We start from the raw sequence: 17,234 nt of genomic DNA, 5'->3' as shown, positions 1-17,234 counted from the left end.
AGCCTCAGGCTACTTTCTTCAATTGGCCTTTAATTTGCTTGCTGCGCTGCCGTGCGTGTAGCGCCAGCAGGCAACCCACCAGCATCACCAGTGCCAATGACAACTTGGGTTGTAACGGCAGTGCCATTGCCAGCAAGCCTAGTCCCGCACCACCGGCCATCTGTACAAAGCCCACTAATGCTGAAGCAACACCAGCCTCGTTAGAATACGGCTCCAGCGCGTAACTGGTTGCCGGCCCCATAACAAAGGCAAGCCCCGCGCAGGCGAAAGCGACCGGTAACATATAGGCAAGCCAATGAGTTTGTGCTGACCCTGGCAGTAAAAACACGCCAAGTAGTAATCCAATACAGCCGATGCCCATCAACATTCCGCCGGTCGCAAGACATATTGGTCGTCCGACTTTGTGAATAATCCGGTTTGCGAAAAAACTCACCAGCATGATCCAAAAGCCGTTAGCGCCAAACACCAGAGAGAATTGCAACGGTGTTAGGCCGGCAGTTCCCATCAACACGTTAGGTGCCAGTGAGACATAAGTCAGCGCCATCCCCATGGCGCCAGAGTTAACGACTGCGAAGGACAGAAAGCGGCGGTCGCTGAGAATGCGGGCATATTGCCGCACCGGTAATCCTTTGACACGCACGGTATCTGCCGGGCGAGTTTCTGGCAGCCGCAGGGCGATCAGCACTAACACGGCCAAGGCGTAACACACCAGGAACCAGAATGGTGCGCGCCAGCCAAAGGCTTCGGCTAGCAGACCACCAAGCAGCGGCGCCAGTGCAGGAATGATATTCAGCGTGCCGTTGAGAAAACCAAAGGCGCGTGCAGCATCGTCACCGTTCATTCGGTCACGTACGCCACTGAATGCCACTACCGCTGTACAACAAACCGCTACACCTTGCAGCAGGCGCGAAGCAACAAACACCGTTGGTGTGGTTGCCAGCGCAGCCATGGCAGCACCAAGCATGTAAATCACGATGCCTGCCAGTGCTACCGGTTTACGACCGTAGTTATCCACTAACGGGCCGGCGATAATCTGTCCAAGGCCTAACACCAGGATGAACAGAGAAATAGTGGACTGAATCAGCGCTTCGCTGCTGTTAAGGCCGAGAGCGATCGCGGGGATAGTCGGTAAATAGAGATCGATGCCCAGCGGACCGAGTAGCACCAGGCTAAGAAGCAGAAACAGAAATTTTTGCATAACAAAAACAGCACATCCGAGTGACAAAGAGGGCTAGAGTAGAGACTCTGGCGTTAAATAGAAAGGGGCAAAACATCAGCCGGCCATCGCTTCGTCTGTCTGCTCCACTTACAGTGCAGAGCTTTTGCGATAGTAGAGTGCCGAGATCGTATCTGCTACGTAGCGCGCCTGATGTTTGGCGTCATCCAATGCGCGATGAGGTGTGCCCTCAAATGCCCGTTCTTTCTTGGGATTGAAACCCAACAGTTCGGCCAGTGTGATCACAGTACGGACATCTTGCGTATCCCAAAACTTCCACGGGCACGGCATCTCAAGCTGCTGAAAGGCATGCTCGAGGATGGTGCAGTCGAATTCCTTGCCGTTGCCCCAGACTTTTACCTGATCGGTGCTGTTCATATGGATAAACCGACTCAGGTTGGTCAGTGTACGCTTAAGACTCTCCGTGCCGCCGAAAGCCAGCTTACGAGCGTCATCTGATTGCTTCGCCCACCAGGCGACGGTGTCCAGGCTAATGGTTCTGCCGGGTTGATCTTTTTGGCTATTGACGGCGTTTTCAAATTCAGCGCCGAGTTGACCGGTTTGGGGATCAAAAAAGACAGCGGCAACGACCAAAATCACTGCGCTCGGCTTTATGTCCAGCGTTTCAATGTCTAACATGAGATGGTGCATTGGGTCTCCCGGCTGAGTGAGGTCGTGCATAATATTACTACAAACCGGGTGAGGATGCGCCGTCAGCTCTGGCGGCCAAACGCGGGGGCGTCATTGGCGTAACCCAGATGCATCAAGCAGGCATCCATGTTCACAGCCATACAAAATGAACATGAGTGCTCATTTTGGCCTGTAGTGACATCTGATTTGCCGATATGTAAAGACCAGCGGATTTATAAAATACTTTGAAATAGTCTAAGGCAGGGTAACCAAGGTATGATGCTCAGGGTTTTGTTGTCGGGTTGGTCCTATCGGTGAGAACGTTTATTTTCATTTTATGCATGGTCGGTTATCTGCTGGTATTGAGCTACCTTGGCGTTTTTGTCACTGATAAAATATGTGAAAAGTCTAATAACTACACCAAGGTGTGCCGTCTGGTGGATATCTCCGAGCCCCATATCCCAAGATAATGACCGGCGTTCAGCCTAAATAATCGATCGTTATCAGCGGTGTTAATACACCCGCCACACCAGCCAGTGTTATCCATTGCCGCCAGCCCAGGCGTGCCAACCAATCCTGACGCAGCGGTGGTGTTGCCAGTTGCCCTACGGCGACTGTACCAGTAAGTAGCAGGGTCAGAAAAATGAATACCAGCCCACGGCTCCATACATTGAATTCGATATGTAGCACATTGGCGTAATACAGCCGCATCAGAATGTAATAGGCCAGCATAATCCACGCGAAATGCGTACGTTTTTTCAACACGTGATAGAGTATAAATGCTATGAACAGGCTGTGGCACACGGAGATCAATGGTGCTTCAATCGGGCGCCTGACGCAGCCGTTATATACCGCCAGGTAAATATTAAAGATCAACTGTGCGTAAACGGTATATATATACCAGCCATAGATGACTTTGAGTTTTTTTGGGGTTGGCTGTGTAGGGCAATAGTCCGGTATCATTGAAGCCTCCTGAGCTGACAAGCGTTATAGCACCCAAAAACTAAATGAATTTGAAACGCCAAACAGGCTTTATTTTGCCCCCGAATGGGAACTAATCAGCGCATGTCAGGTCTGTTCGAACAGTACAATTTGTGGTGTTTTTAGTTGAATTTTAATGGTAATTCATTGATATGACAGATTATAAAAACAGCCGCTTCGCAGCGTATTTGCTGGTCTTTACGCTGGGGCTTTATTTTTTCCTTCCGCCAATGCTGGTCGCTTTCTTTTTTAAGTGGCTTAACTTGAACCCTTTCGTCATTATTCGATTTTGGCATTTTAATCCTTTCTCCGCCGATCGAGGGATTCCCATTTATCAAACCTTTATATATGTCTTCATCGTATGGAGTGTGTTGAATATCCTGGTTTGGGGCACACTGTTTACGATAGGGCGTTTGTATGCCCGGTTCACCAGACCTCGTTAAGGCCGACCTCCCAGAGGTTATGAAAGAGGTAGATAGTAAGCACTTTTCAAAATATAATGATAATCGTTATCATTTTTGGCTGGTAAGGGTGAGAAGGAGTGTCTCCTTATGCGCCACCCATTTCCGGCACGTTCCTGTTCCATTTACTCTAACTTTCTAGCCAGCCTTGTGCTGGCATTTTTTTCTTTTCAATAAGCTATGCCCACTTTGACTATAAGGCCGTTTGTGGGGTGACTCGCTTCGATCGCTCATAAAAAGCCAACTCATATTGTAAATCATTATAGATAAAGATAGTGATTATCATTATTATTTGTATTTCAATAAATACACCGAAGAAACCTCTATGGACGGCATTACTCAGTGTGACTGGCTGGCCCGCTTATAGAGTGCGATTTAATGATACTTACTAGGGATTACAGGCATGCCGATGATTTTTCCTGTCAAACGGTCGCGTGTTTTATGTACACTCGCGATCTTCTTGCCATTGACGTCGTTAGCTGAAGATACACTTGTCGTCACGGCAAAACCCGCCGATACGGCAGAAGCACAAACACAAGGTTACCAGACCACGACGAGCCAAGGGGCCACTAAAACCGACAAGCCATTGGTCCTGACTGCGCAGTCTGTCTCGGTGGTTACACGCCAGCAGATGACCGATCAGAATAGCCAAACGGTTAATGATGCTTTGAAATATGCGCCCGGTGTTTTTACCAATTTTTCCGGCGGTGCGACGCGCTATGACACCATTGCGTTGCGTGGTTTCCATGGCGGTGACGTTAATAATACTTTCCTTGATGGTTTACGTTTACTGAGTGACGGTGGCACCTACAATGCTTTGCAGGTTGATCCCTGGTTCCTGGAACGTATCGATATTATCAAAGGGCCTTCTTCGGTGATGTATGGGCAGAGTATTCCGGGCGGGTTGGTTGCATTGACGTCCAAGCGGCCGCAATTCGACACGCAGGGGCATGTTAACCTCAGTGCCGGTAATAACAGCACCAAAGGTGGCGCTTTTGATGTGACAGGTCCATTGTCGGATCAGTGGGCTTATCGATTGACAGGAATGACGCGCAGCAGTGGAACCATGTATGACCACCAGCGCGAAGAACGCTATGCTGTTTCACCATCATTGCTGTGGCAGCCCGATGAAAATACCTCGCTGCTGTTGAAAGCTTATTTGCAAAAGGATCCCTCTGGCGGCTATCACAGCGCGGTGCCGGCAGATGGCAGTCTCTACTCAAGCTCCGGAGACAAACTGGGCCGAGGGTTCTTTGATGGTGAAAGCAGCCGTAATGTGTTCAAACGTTGGGAGCAAATCTACAGCTATGCTTTCTCACACAGTTTTAACGATGTTTGGTCATTCCGGCAAAATGCCAGTTATACCCATTCTAATGTTGAATTACAGCAGGTATACCAGATTGGTTGGGATCCAGAACACCAATTACTGAACCGATATTACAGTGGTTCGGCTACGTCGTTAGATGCGTTTGCTGTCGATAACCAACTTGAAGCTGATTTTGCTACCGGGTTGCTGGAGCACAAAGTGATGCTGGGCCTGGATTACCAGCGTTTTCGTAACAACCTGTGGGACGAGTCAGCAGGGGCTTCTAAGTTGAATCCCTATACCGGCGTGTCCGGTGGCGCAGGGTTAACCAACCTGACACATACCGATTCCAGACGCCACTATGAGCAGACAGGACTTTATCTACAGGACGAAATCAGCCTGCAGAACTGGTATCTGAATCTGTCCGGTCGTTTTGACCGCATAGAATCAAAAAATACGGTGCTCAACACGGGCACCAGCGATGCGCGTAATGATGATAACTTCAGCGGGCGCGCGTCGTTGCTTTATCACTTTGATAGCGGTTTCTCACCTTATGCCAGCTATAGCACGGCAGTGACACCAGAGGCGCTGCCCGATCAGAATGGGCATATGCTGAAACCGAGTACCAGCGAACAGTATGAGGTGGGCTTGAAATATCAGCCACCAGGCAGTTCATCAATCTACAGCGTGGCGCTTTATGATTTGACGCAGAAGGATGTGGCCAACCGTGTTGTACAGCAAAGTTATTATTTGCCTGCCGGTAAGGTGCATTCTCAGGGCGTTGAACTCGAGGCTCGTAGCAAGATCACCGATCGTCTCGATTTGATTGCTGGCTATACCTATAACAAAGTGAAGTTCAAAGATGCGATTGATGGCAACGACGGCAATACGCCGTATTTGGTGCCAGAACAAATGGCATCATTATGGGGAAAATACGCGGCTGCTTACGGTGTGGAACTTGGTACTGGGGTGCGTTATATCGGTAAACAGTGGGCGGATAATGAAAATACGCTGCGTATTCCTTCTGTGACGTTGCTGGATGCCTCGGTGCGAATGAATTTGGACCGTGTTAATCCGTCGTTGAAAGGCGCCTATGTGCAATTGAACGTGAATAACCTGACGGACAGAGAGTACGTTGCTGCGTGTTACGGCACTGGTTATTGCTACTGGGGAGCGGAACGTACCGTGGTGGCAACGGTAGGATACGACTTCTGAGGAAAGGGTCAGTATCGCCCCGTCGGTATTTGGCGGGGCGGTTTCTATAGCGCTAGAACAAGGAGAACATCAACACTACAGGCAAGCTCAGAGGCCAGGTCAAACCAATCGTTAATGCACTGATAAAACGAATCTTAATGGTATCCCGGCTGACCAAGTAGGTAAAAATCATAGAAACGAACAGGCCAATTAAATAAAAGTATTGTGTTGCAACCCACAGCGACGACATGAAACCAATCCCAGTTGTATTTTTAAGCCGTAAATTCTAGGAGCTTAATTCCACATAATCAATGCTTATTAATTGTTTGTTCAATTTGCGATATATAACCACTTTATGTGTGGATACTTGTGCCTGCTGCAGGATTATAAGGTTATTCAGTAATGAGGTGATTTGAAAATGTTAAGCAGATGTAATATGTTGGAGGCTGATAGAACAACATGAGGTGCAATTATGGGCTTTTGGAGAATCGTATTTACCATCATCCTGCCACCACTGGGTGTATTGCTTGATAAAGGCATCGGCGGGGCGTTTATCCTGAATATCATCTTAACCTTACTGGGCTACTTCCCTGGGTTGATTCACGCTTTCTGGATCCAGACGAAACAATAGTCGCTAAGGCTGTCTAATCCCCGGCATTTTCAGTGGAAATGCATCCATGAATGTCGTGTAGCACGACTGACCCTGGCGTATGTAGATGCCGGGGTTTTTATCTTTATGGGCCCCTAATGGATGTTGAGGCCATAGACAAACAACCATGAAAACAGCATCGCCAACAGGCCTGCGATAAAAAGAATAGAGATCATTTCCTTCATGTAAAACTTCCCTTTCGGTTTTGGTGAAATTACTTCTTATTGTTTTTACATGGGATTTTAGATCGTAATAGGTATAAATCCTAGTTTTAATGTCATCGAGTGAGTGTTTTGCTGCCAAGACCAACCATAAGTATTGGAGACTGTCCCATGAATATTCCCGTATTAGTCAGCGCTAGATTGGTATTACGGCCATTGGAACGCGCAGATGCTGGAGATATTCAGCATTTGTTTCCACGATGGGAAATCGTACGCCACATGACCAGCCAAATACCTTGGCCATACCCTGAGGGGGCCGCGCTTGAGTTTATCAATCATGTTGCATTACCGGCGATGGCTGCGGGTACTGGCTGGTTTTGGTCTATCCGACGGCAAGAGGATGAGCGGCATTTGATCGGCGTGATTAACCTGAGTCTTGGCGATGGCAGCAACCGTGGTTTTTGGCTTGCTCAGGAATGGCAACGTCAGGGATTGATGACGGAAGCCAGTCAGATTGTGACAGATTACTGGTTCAATGTGCTGGGGCAAGCTGTATTGAGGGTACCCAAGGCAAAAAATAACCTGGCGTCACGACGTATATCTAAGCATAGCGGTATGCGTGTGGTCGCAACGAAAGAAAATGACTATGTCGGCGGTCGTATGCTTACGGAAATCTGGGAAATAACACGGGCTCAATGGAATGCGCGGGTGGATGGACCCTGAGTTAACTATTCGTAGCTATTGCTGAAAGCGACGGATGTGAACTATATACAACAGGGCATATAAGGCGTTTTGATTCAGGGCAGAGGATGTTGGAAGGATCACAGCACTCAATGCACAGGTCTGGCGTAGCGCCTCCACGTTAAAGAGGGAATCAGTAATGAATGCAAAACCTACAGTAGTCCTGGTGCATGGATTTTGGGGCGGTGCAGCGCACTGGAGCAAAGTCATTACCGAATTGTCACGTAAGGGTTATCACTCCATTCACGCTGTTGAGGTGCCACTGACATCGCTGGCTGATGATGCTGAACGCACGCGTAAGATGGTGGCGCAGCAGGACGGCCCGGTGCTCTTGGTCGGTCATTCTTATGGCGGTGCGGTTATTAGTGAAATGGGTAATCTACCGAATGTCGTCGGATTGGTGTATATCGCCGCGTTTGCCCCGGATGCTGGTGAAAGCCCTGGTGGAATTACGCAAGAACATCCTCCCGTTGCGGCGGCGAATCTGGTGCCGGACAGTGACGGTTATTTATGGATTAAAGCAAATAAATTTCATGAAAGCTTCTGCCAGGATCTTTCTGCTGATGAAGCTCTGGTGATGGCAGTGACGCAAAAGGCGCCGTTGGCCAGTACCTTCGGTAACGCTATTACTGAGCCTGCGTGGAAGCACAAACCATCATGGTATCAAATCTCCAGTGGCGACCGGATGATTGCGCCAGAGAATCAACAACGTATGTCAACACGGTTAAAAGCGAAAAAAGTCATTACGTTGAATGCCAGTCATGCCTCTCTCGCTTCACACCCTCAGGAAATAGCGGCTTTAATTGATGATGCAGCCAACGCGTCGTAAAGGTTGTGCATTCCAAGACCCCACGGCTGTGGGGTTTTTCATTTACAGATCTTAACTGCTTAAATAATTTTTCATCAGCTGCATCCAAAAGCATCTCCTCGTACGTATATCCGGATGTGAGGCAAAACTTTACCTCCCTTACCTTCGAGGAAATGGTCATGAAAAAGCTTATTACTGGCGTTTTATGTGCATCTGTCCTGTTCAGCGGCGTGTCTGCTGCTGCCATGATGTCTGATCAGGTTATGGTCGGTGGTGCCGCCATGTATCCGAGTAAAAACATTATCGAAAATGCGATTAATTCCAAAGACCATTCAACACTGGTGGCTGCGGTTAAAGCGGCAGGGCTGGTAGATACCCTGCAGGGGCAAGGGCCATTTACTGTTTTCGCACCTACCAATGCTGCTTTTGCCAAATTACCTGCGGGTACCGTTGATAATTTACTGAAGCCGGAAAACAAGGCGTTGCTGACCAGTGTGCTGACCTATCACGTCGTGGCAGGCAGGTATGACATGAAGCAACTGGAGAAGAAAATCCATGACGGTAAAGGATCAGCTGAATTGAAAACGGTGAATGGGCAACCTTTGTGGATCATGAACAATGGGCCACACAATATTCAGCTTAAAGATGGAAAGGGCAATATAGCGAATATCAGCACCTATGATGTGTACCAGAAAAATGGGGTGATTGATGTTATTGATACCGTCCTGATGCCTAAATAAATTGGGTCTATACTTGGTGCGGGTGGCCTGAGCGACAGCCCCCGCACCTTAATCAGGATGGGACATGACTGAACCCTTACCAGAATATGATGTGGCGATGATGAAAGCCATTGGTCGTGGCGATCGTCAGGCTTTTGAGCAACTCTACCGCCAAACATCGCCGCGTTTGTATGCCATTGCCTTGCGTATTCTCAGGCGACAATCCTGGGCAGAAGAAGTGTTACATGAAAGTTTCATCAGCGTATGGAATCGGGCTGCCAGTTACGATCCGCAGCTCAGTTCTCCACTGACCTGGCTGACACACATTGTACGCAACCGTGCCATTGACTGGTTACGCAGTGCGGGTGGGAAGGCGGCAGAACGTGAGGATGAGTTTGTTGATGTTGAGGTTGGCAGTTTCGCTGAGCCCGCCGAGGCGTTACAGCGTTCGCAAGAGGGACAAAAGCTCTCGGCGTGTCTGGAGCATTTACCCATCGACCAGCGACAAAGCATCGTACTTGCCTATTATCAGGGGATGTCGCACGGTGAAGTCTCCGTTTATCTTCAACAACCGCTTGGCACGGTTAAAAGCTGGATCCGCCGAGCTCTCGACCATCTAAAAGACTGCGTGGGATTATGAAAAACCGGGGGGAGTACGACTCAGCCCTGGCTGCGGAGTATGCGTTAGGCACGCTGCGCGGTCCGGCAAGATTCAAACTGGAACAGCGAATTCGCCACGAGCCAGAGCTGGCCGTATTGGTGGCGCGTTGGCAGCGGTTGCTAGCTCCTCTCGATCACGCCTTGATACCGATCACGCCGCCTGAACGGGTATGGAAGAAAATCCAGCTTAGCCTGCCACCCTTAGCACGCCAACGCCGGTGGCGCTGGGATTATCTTGCTTGGGCACTCGCAGCCGGTTTGGCCGCAGTGGTGTTGGTGCCGCGTTTTATCGAACAAACACCCGAGTTTACCCCTGCGTTGGTGCTGAGTAGCGGGCAAACTGGTAGCGAGCAGTGGATTTTGAGCCTGGACAAAGCGGTGAAGCATCTGCAACTCACCCCCATTAATCCGCAACAAATTGCTGCGACAAACAGTCTGCAACTGTGGGCGATACCTGCCGGGGAAAAACCAGTGTCTTTGGGTTTGGTTGCGGCAAAAGACGTGACCAGACTGCCACTGGATCAGATTCAGTTAGCCAGGGGAATGACCATCGCCATCAGCCTGGAGCCAGCCGGTGGTTCGCCAACTGGCCAGCCTACAGGGCCAGTTCTGTACGCTGGGCAGCTAGTTTCACTTTAGTGGCTTACGGACTTTTTCGGTGATCATCGCGCCAACGGGTTAAGCCGGCTTACTGTGCTCGGCCGCATGCATTGCCTGATAAGCCTGAATGTTACTGTCTCTGATCCCCAACATCGCTAAAATTTCTGTCATAAAGCTGACGGGGGCGCTCCCCGGTGCTGTCACAACGCGCTGATCGGCCACGGCATAAGGTACATCTTGATAGCACGCTGCTCCCCGGTAGCCTGATACTGACGACAGATTTTCCGCCGAATTAGAGGTATGACGACAGTTATCAAGCACACCCGCTTGTGCCAACACGCGAGTACCATCGCAAATACCTGCGACAACGATATTTTTACGGTGTGCATCAGCCACCAGACCGCTGATATTTGGTGCGTGTTCTGTCTGCCATGCCGTACCACCGCAAATGATTAATAAATCAATTTCGTCCAGCAGGATGGCCTCGATTGGCAATTGCGGTGTCACAAGCATTCCGCTGGAAGAAATGACCGGGGCACCTTGCGGGGCCGCAAAGCGGACATCGAAACCATAATAACCCCGGCAAGTTGAGTTGATTAACGCTGTTTCCCAATCGGAAAAATTGTCAGTAATAACGGTGATGGCGCGCTTCATTGGGGTGTAACTCCCTGCATTTGTTGGTGTAGAGCGAGGCCGAATCCCTCGCAGAAGTACCAAGCATAAAGACTGCCGCTGTCAATTTCTGTCAGTAGGGTGAGTGACGTGCTATCTCGTTGACTCGTGTAGGTTGATACCAAAAAAATCCCGCACAGCGGCGGGATTAAGGGATGATAGCGACAAACTGGATTCTATTCTGATTTTGGTGTGGTGTGTGTCCAGATGGCGACAGTAGCGCAGCTAAATTTCAGCGACAAGGGGAAAAGACGAAATGGTGCAGGTATCAGAATATCCTCAACAAAATTCCACAGTATTCATCCCAACGAAATCATGGCATGTGTTGTAGAGAAGAAAATGGTGGGGCAGTAGGATCAGCGTTAAGGGTGGACCACTTCCTTGTGGAGAGGCGTCCTATCGTCGTTTCCGCTTGGTGTTGAAAGTACTTACCTTTCTTTGCTTCAAATACATCACAAAGGAAAATACAACAACTGCGATCAAAACGACGATGATTGCAATTGGAAGGAACTCCATAGCACTCACCTAAGATGGCAATTTGGCCATTCATTAAATAGGATTATTCCTAACTTGCGCAATGAGCATTGGATAAAGAAGAGATAATTAGGATTTACCTTAGCGAGCGTGCCTGCGCTTTACCTTCAAAGTGAAGTAACTCAGTCTATGGTCTTTATCTTGTTGTTTTGATTTGCGAAGAGGCGGGGTTGGGGACGGGTTCAATCGAGATAGTGAGTATGAATATCGTTAAGCAATTTTATTTTGCTAAAAAACAGCCGGCCAATGAGATTAACCGGCTGTTATTCCTATTGTTAGTCATGCAGTCTGCTTGTGAAAAAGCTCACGAAATACGGGGTAGATATCATCCGGTTCGCGGATATGCTGCATGGCAAAGTTTTCGAATTTAGCCTGCAAGTCTTCGTACTCACGCCACAGCGTCTGGTGGGCGCGGCGGGTGATTTCGATGTAGCTGTAATAACGCACCATTGGCAGTAGTTTTTTTGCCAGCAGTTCATGGCACAACGGTGAGTCATCTGCCCAGTTGTCACCATCTGACGCCTGTGCAGCATAGATGTTCCATTGCGCCGGGTCATAACGCTCTTCAACGACTTCATTCATCAGTTTCAACGCACTGGAAACAATGGTCCCACCGGTCTCTTGTGAATAGAAGAACTCCTGTTCATCCACTTCTTTCGCTTGCGTATGGTGGCGGATATACACCACATCAACGTTTTTATAGGTTCTGCTCAGGAACAAATAGAGCAGGATATAGAAACGCTTCGCCATGTCCTTGGTGGCCTGGTCCATGGAGCCGGAAACATCCATCAGGCAGAACATAACCGCCTGGCTAGAAGGTTCGGGTCGGCGCTCATAGTTTTTGTAACGCAAATCAAACGTATCGATAAAGGGCACGCTTTCGATTTTTTTGCGCAATTCAGCAATTTCTTTGCGGAGTCGTTCCTCTTCCAACAGTTGCACCGGCTCGGTGTTTTCCATCTGAGTGAGTTCGTCCTCCAACGCATGTAACGCGCGTCGTTTGCCGGCGGTCATCGCAGTGCGTCGTGCCAGTGAATTTTGTAGCGAACGCACTACGCTAATATTGGCTGGCACGCCGTTGGCCGTATAACCGGCCCGATGGGTTTTGTACTCGGTGAGCTGCTTATACTGATTCTTTTTCAGGTTCGGCAGGGCCAGATCTTCAAATAACAGGTCAAGATATTCGTCCTTGGAGATTTGGAAGACGAATTCGTCCTCGCCTTCACCGTCTTGGCTGGCATTGCCCTGACCGCTGCCACCGCCTCCACCGCCCTGAGGGCGTTCGACGCGATCATTCTGTACAAAGTGGTCGTTACCAGGATGAACACGGTGGCGTGTGCCACCGCGACCCTGATGAAACATCGGTTCGTTGATATCACCAGTGGGGATCGAGATGGATTCCCCGCTGTTTACGTCGGTGACCGAACGCTTGTTGATGGCTTCGGCAATCGACTGTTTGATTTGCGACTTGTAACGGCGCAAGAAACGCTGGCGGTTAACCATGCTCTTGTTTTTGCCATTAAGCCGTCGGTCAATAAAATACGCCATACATCCCCCAAACGACGTTGCCAACTTTCTATGCCATCTCCATGACGCTAATTCTCATTATATCCGTCATATTTGAGGCTGTATCTTTGGTGGTTTCCCCAGGTCACGTACTTTTTGTACGCTCCTGGGGATGGGCTCGGTTGCCGCCGATACAACTCCAATTATCTTGGACATAGACGTTATGAAGACTTCCTGACCCGCAGATACCATTCACACAACAGACGCACTTGCTTGCGGGTGTAGCCTTTTTCCATCATACGGTCGACGAAGTCGTCGTGTTTCTTCTGCTCATCCGTTGAGGTTTTAGCGTTAAACGAAATAACCGGCAGTAACTCTTCGGTGTTCGAGAACATTTTCTTCTCTATCACGGTACGCAGCTTCTCATAGCTGGTCCAGTTAGGGTTACGACCACTATTATTAGCCCGGGCACGCAGCACGAAGTTGACTATTTCGTTACGGAAGTCTTTCGGGTTACTGATGCCAGCTGGTTTTTCGATTTTCTCCAGTTCAGCATTCAAGGACTCGCGATCGAACAGCTGTCCAGTATCTGGATCACGGTACTCTTGATCCTGGATCCAGAAATCTGCATAAGTCACGTAGCGGTCAAAAATGTTCTGGCCGTATTCCGAGTAGGATTCCAGATAAGCTGTCTGGATCTCTTTACCGATAAATTCGGCGTATTTCGGGATCAGATAGCCTTTCAGATGTTCCAGGTATTTCTCTGACAAATCCTGCGGGAACTGCTCACGTTCGATTTGTTGCTCCAGTACGTAGAACAGGTGTACCGGGTTAGCGGCGACCTCCGCGTGATCAAAGTTGAATACCCTTGAGAGGATTTTAAATGCAAAACGGGTGGACAGGCCGTTCATGCCTTCATCAACCCCCGCATAATCGCGGTACTCCTGATACGACTTGGCTTTCGGATCGGTATCCTTGAGGCTTTCGCCATCATAGACGCGCATCTTAGAATAAATGCTCGAGTTTTCAGGCTCTTTCATGCGTGAAAGTACGGTAAAGCGTGCCAGTGTTTCCAGTGTGCCAGGGGCGCATGGGGCATGGGTCAGTTCGCTGTGATCCAGCAGTTTGTCGTAGATTTTTATCTCTTCCGACACGCGCAGGCAGTACGGGACCTTGACGATATAAACACGGTCCAGGAAGGCCTCGTTATTTTTGTTGTTACGGAAGGTCACCCATTCGGATTCGTTGGAGTGGGCCAGAATAATGCCGTTGAACGGCAGGGCAGAAATCCCCTCGGTACCGTTGTAGTTACCTTCCTGAGTGGCAGTCAACAGAGGGTGCAGCACCTTGATCGGTGCTTTGAACATCTCTACGAACTCCATGATCCCTTGGTTAGCACGGCAAAGGGCGCCGGAATAGCCATAAGCATCAGGATCGTTCTGAGCGTGGTTTTCCAGCTTGCGGATATCCACTTTACCGACCAGCGCAGAGATATCTTGGTTGTTCTCATCACCCGGTTCCGTTTTGGCGATGGCGATCTGCTCCAGGATGGAAGGGCGTACTTTCACCACTTTGAATTTGGTGATATCGCCGCCAAATTCATGCAGGCGTTTTGCCGCCCACGGGGACATGATGGTGCCGAGATAACGATTCGGGATGTTATATTCTTTTTCCAGAATATTGGCATCTTCCTGCGGGTTAAACAGGCACAGCGGATGATCGTTGACCGGGCTGCGTTCACCGTTGGCACTCAGTGTGTAAATCGGTACGAGCTGCATCAGCGCTTTCAGGCGTTCCGCCAACGATGATTTCCCGCCGCCCACAGGGCCCAACAGGTAAAGAATTTGTTTTTTCTCTTCGAGCCCCTGCGCGGCATGTTTCAGATAAGAGACTATCTGTTCGATAGCTTCTTCCATGCCGTAGAACTCTTCGAATGCTGGATAGCGTGCGATCACGCGGTTGGAGAACAGGCGAGACATGCGCGACTCAAGCGCGGTGTCGACCATAACTGGTTCACCGATAGCCATCAGCAGACGTTCGGCCGCATTGGCATATGCACTGCGATCTTGCCGGCAAATGCTAAGAAAGTCCTGCAGTGTGAACTCTTCGTCCTTGGCAGCTTCGTAGCGCTGGCGATAGTGGTCAAATATGTTCATGGCGATGCCCGTCCTTTCGTTATTAGCACAGGTTAAAGGGAGCTAGTGATAGTCTTTTGGCCCCCGAAAGAAGAAGTTATCCCTGAGTACAGCAACCCGTATGCCAACTTGGTGCGCTTATAATCGCGAGTTGCGCTGTATTGCCACTGGCTCAGGATTCATTCACCTTCTGATTTAAGCTTAGTTTGCATACCAGAAAATTTCCTGCGTCATAAAAAGCTTTTTTTAAGTCATATCAATGACTCAGTTATTACAGGCGTATCAAATGCCTTGTCTGGCGCGGCCTGCGGCAAAAAACGTCACTGTTCTGCCATGATTAATTCATATTTCTGTTCTAAGTTATTCGATCTTAGTCGTTTTCCATTGTAAAGATTCAGCGCGTAACGAAGTTTTCACATAAACTAAGCCTGCTATTAACTCTGTTATTTATGGAAAAAGAACCAGTGAAGATTTTTCAACTCAAAACGCTAGCAATTATCGCTTCCGCAATGGTTTGTGCGCAAAGTGCTCAGGCTGGAACTTGGTCACTCGGTGCTTCCGCACTGGTTAGTCCGGACCCGTATCGTGGTTATCAGGACCGCGTGTATCCGGTACCCGTTATTAATTATGAAGGTGACGACTTCTACTTCCGTACGCTGACCGCCGGTTATTACCTGTGGAAAGATCAGGAAAATCAACTGAGTCTGATGGGCTACTTCTCACCGTTGGGCTATCGCCCAGGCGACAGTGATGACGATCGCATGAAGCAGTTGGACAAGCGTCGCGGCACGCTGATGGCTGGTTTGGCTTATTCGCATTTCGCGGAGTGGGGCATTCTGCGCACCACCTTTACTGGCGACACGCTGAATTACAGCAACGGTATGGTGGGTGATTTTGCCTATCTGTATAAATTTGATCTGGGCGATTTCACGCTGGTACCGGGTGCCGGTGTGTCGTGGAGCAGCAAAAACCAGAACAAATATTACTATGGCGTCAGTGAAAACGAATCTCGTCGTAGTGGTCTGGATAGCTACACCCCAAGCGATAGCTGGGCGCCGTATGTTGAGCTGAGCGCCAACTATCAAATCAACAAAGACTGGGATGCTTTCTTTATGGGGCGGTACATCCGTCTGGCTAGTGAAGTAAAAGACAGCCCAATGGTGGATAAATCTTACACCGGCGTGTTGATGACGGGCGTGAAATACAGCTTCTAATCAGGCGCTGCACAATATTTGTGCATCGTATGCATCATAAAGGGGCGTTAACGCCCCTTTTGCACATCTGTAGTGCAGCGGTTCAAAAAGGTTGTAATGACCGTGCTTACAGAGACTACAGGGTGTGACGGATGCGGAAGGTCACTGCCAACCGAGCCGGTTGCTCACCTGCGGCAACCAGGGGTTTACTGACGCGACCGGTTTCCACACAAACCATGGTTTTATAACCGTCATTCGGCATATCTGCCATACTGCAAGAAAGCTCCACACCTGGGTTCCAGGCAATCACATCACTCATATGGTGGTGATGAACTTCAATGGTGCGTTGTAGCGATGCGTCCTTGATCAGGCTGAATGCATCTGGTTTGGTATAAACCCGGTCAGTTTGCCCAACGAAGGTCACATCGCCCACCTGACGCGCTTCTGAGCCGCCAGCTACCTTATCGATATACGGCTCACCGAGACCGGCGACTTTAACCTGTTCAATATCACCGATCTGGAAATACGTGTGCAGTGCAGCGGTTGCCTGATAGTCGCCATGGGATTCCAGTTCGATTTCACACTCTTCACCCAATTTGAAGCGGGCAATCAGTGTAAAAGCGTGTGGCCATAAGCTGCGAGTTTGCTCATTATCTTTCAGTGTGAATGTCAGGATGACACCGTTCTCGTCTTCGTCATGCGCCGTTAGGCCCCATGGCTGATTGCGGGCGAAACCGTGCGAGGGTTTTGCCACCGGACCAAACCAGGGCCAGCAAATAGGTACGCCACCACGGATGGCATTTCCTTTTTTAAACGGCGTGTTGTTGCTCAGCCAAATAGCGGGTTTTGCACCACTAGGTTGCCAGGCCAACAGATGCGCACCTTGCAATGAGATTGCTGCGCGTACTTTGGGGTGGGAAACCACCACCACAGGCAGTTCGTCGAGCTGACGCTGGCTGATGTAAGGTGAAATTTGTTCGGTAACGGGTAGGGTGAAAATCTTTTCGTTCATCAGATTGCCTTTTGTTCGCCGTAGAAACAAAAAAGGGCGACACAAATGTCGCCCTC

The 17,234-nt window shown here is 49.4% G+C and carries 16 protein-coding genes; 8 read left to right on the top strand and 8 right to left on the bottom strand.

What is annotated here, in order from left to right; translation table 11 throughout:
- Positions 1–4: 4 nt before the first annotated feature.
- From SGBXF1_RS13840 to SGBXF1_RS13830, 3 genes are all read right to left on the bottom strand, one after another.
- Complete coding sequence (locus SGBXF1_RS13840) at positions 5–1,198, bottom strand: multidrug effflux MFS transporter (protein WP_130381004.1); 1,194 nt, start codon at positions 1,196–1,198, stop codon at positions 5–7.
- Between the two features lie 108 nt (positions 1,199–1,306).
- Positions 1,307–1,867, bottom strand: a complete 561-nt coding sequence (locus SGBXF1_RS13835) for a 3'-5' exonuclease (RefSeq protein ID WP_037419742.1) — start codon at positions 1,865–1,867, stop codon at positions 1,307–1,309.
- A 459-nt stretch (positions 1,868–2,326) separates the two neighbouring features.
- Positions 2,327–2,809: a hypothetical protein gene (locus tag SGBXF1_RS13830; protein WP_186427013.1), complete on the bottom strand. Its 483-nt coding sequence runs from the start codon at positions 2,807–2,809 to the stop codon at positions 2,327–2,329.
- An 882-nt stretch (positions 2,810–3,691) separates the two neighbouring features.
- Here SGBXF1_RS13830 and SGBXF1_RS13825 point away from each other — a divergent pair.
- Positions 3,692–5,809 carry a TonB-dependent siderophore receptor gene (locus SGBXF1_RS13825; protein ID WP_186427012.1) on the top strand — a complete coding sequence of 706 codons (2,118 nt, stop codon included), beginning with the start codon at positions 3,692–3,694 and terminating at the stop codon, positions 5,807–5,809.
- Between the two features lie 52 nt (positions 5,810–5,861).
- On the opposite strand, the gene SGBXF1_RS13820 is transcribed toward SGBXF1_RS13825, so the two are convergent.
- Entirely contained in the window at positions 5,862–6,038 is a 177-nt protein-coding gene (locus SGBXF1_RS13820; RefSeq protein ID WP_037419739.1) for a GhoT/OrtT family toxin, read from the bottom strand.
- A 222-nt stretch (positions 6,039–6,260) separates the two neighbouring features.
- Here SGBXF1_RS13820 and SGBXF1_RS13815 point away from each other — a divergent pair, with 222 nt between their 5' ends.
- The 6 genes from SGBXF1_RS13815 (at position 6,261) to SGBXF1_RS13790 (ending at position 10,165) form a co-directional block, all read left to right on the top strand.
- Positions 6,261–6,419 carry a YqaE/Pmp3 family membrane protein gene (locus tag SGBXF1_RS13815; protein WP_037419737.1) on the top strand — a complete coding sequence of 53 codons (159 nt, stop codon included), beginning with the start codon at positions 6,261–6,263 and terminating at the stop codon, positions 6,417–6,419.
- Positions 6,420–6,769: 350 nt separating this feature from the next.
- On the top strand, positions 6,770–7,321 hold the full coding sequence (locus SGBXF1_RS13810) for a GNAT family N-acetyltransferase (protein WP_186427011.1): 552 nt from the start codon (positions 6,770–6,772) through the stop codon (positions 7,319–7,321).
- Positions 7,322–7,478: 157 nt separating this feature from the next.
- Entirely contained in the window at positions 7,479–8,168 is a 690-nt protein-coding gene (locus tag SGBXF1_RS13805) for an alpha/beta hydrolase (RefSeq protein ID WP_186427010.1), read from the top strand.
- A gap of 158 nt (positions 8,169–8,326) precedes the next feature.
- Positions 8,327–8,887: a fasciclin domain-containing protein gene (locus SGBXF1_RS13800; protein WP_061806432.1), complete on the top strand. Its 561-nt coding sequence runs from the start codon at positions 8,327–8,329 to the stop codon at positions 8,885–8,887.
- A 64-nt stretch (positions 8,888–8,951) separates the two neighbouring features.
- On the top strand, positions 8,952–9,506 hold the full coding sequence (locus tag SGBXF1_RS13795; protein ID WP_186427009.1) for an RNA polymerase sigma factor: 555 nt from the start codon (positions 8,952–8,954) through the stop codon (positions 9,504–9,506).
- Positions 9,503–10,165 carry an anti-sigma factor gene (locus tag SGBXF1_RS13790; RefSeq protein ID WP_186427008.1) on the top strand — a complete coding sequence of 221 codons (663 nt, stop codon included), beginning with the start codon at positions 9,503–9,505 and terminating at the stop codon, positions 10,163–10,165. The genes SGBXF1_RS13795 and SGBXF1_RS13790 overlap by 4 nt, the downstream gene beginning before the upstream one ends.
- A 39-nt stretch (positions 10,166–10,204) precedes the next feature.
- On the opposite strand, the gene SGBXF1_RS13785 is transcribed toward SGBXF1_RS13790, so the two are convergent.
- The 3 genes from SGBXF1_RS13785 to yeaG form a co-directional block, all read right to left on the bottom strand.
- Positions 10,205–10,780, bottom strand: coding sequence for a type 1 glutamine amidotransferase family protein (locus SGBXF1_RS13785; RefSeq protein WP_186427007.1), 576 nt, complete (start codon positions 10,778–10,780; stop codon positions 10,205–10,207).
- An 831-nt stretch (positions 10,781–11,611) separates the two neighbouring features.
- Complete coding sequence (locus SGBXF1_RS13780) at positions 11,612–12,880, bottom strand: YeaH/YhbH family protein (RefSeq protein ID WP_037419712.1); 1,269 nt, start codon at positions 12,878–12,880, stop codon at positions 11,612–11,614.
- 179 nt (positions 12,881–13,059) lie between these two features.
- Positions 13,060–14,994 (bottom strand): protein kinase YeaG, encoded by a 1,935-nt coding sequence (gene yeaG, locus SGBXF1_RS13775; RefSeq protein WP_186427006.1) that lies wholly within the window; start codon positions 14,992–14,994, stop codon positions 13,060–13,062.
- 428 nt (positions 14,995–15,422) lie between these two features.
- Between yeaG and SGBXF1_RS13770 the strand changes: the two genes are divergently transcribed.
- Entirely contained in the window at positions 15,423–16,187 is a 765-nt protein-coding gene (locus SGBXF1_RS13770) for a MipA/OmpV family protein (RefSeq protein WP_272947653.1), read from the top strand.
- A 115-nt stretch (positions 16,188–16,302) separates the two neighbouring features.
- On the opposite strand, the gene SGBXF1_RS13765 is transcribed toward SGBXF1_RS13770, so the two are convergent.
- Positions 16,303–17,178 (bottom strand): D-hexose-6-phosphate mutarotase, encoded by an 876-nt coding sequence (locus SGBXF1_RS13765; RefSeq protein WP_186427005.1) that lies wholly within the window; start codon positions 17,176–17,178, stop codon positions 16,303–16,305.
- Positions 17,179–17,234: the final 56 nt, after the last annotated feature.

Origin of the sequence: Serratia grimesii (genome assembly GCF_900186025.1) — a bacterium.
In the GTDB taxonomy this organism is placed as follows: domain Bacteria; phylum Pseudomonadota; class Gammaproteobacteria; order Enterobacterales; family Enterobacteriaceae; genus Serratia; species Serratia grimesii.
The sequence above is the reverse complement of the archived record's forward strand: the minus strand, read 5'-3'. Positions and strand labels throughout refer to the sequence as shown.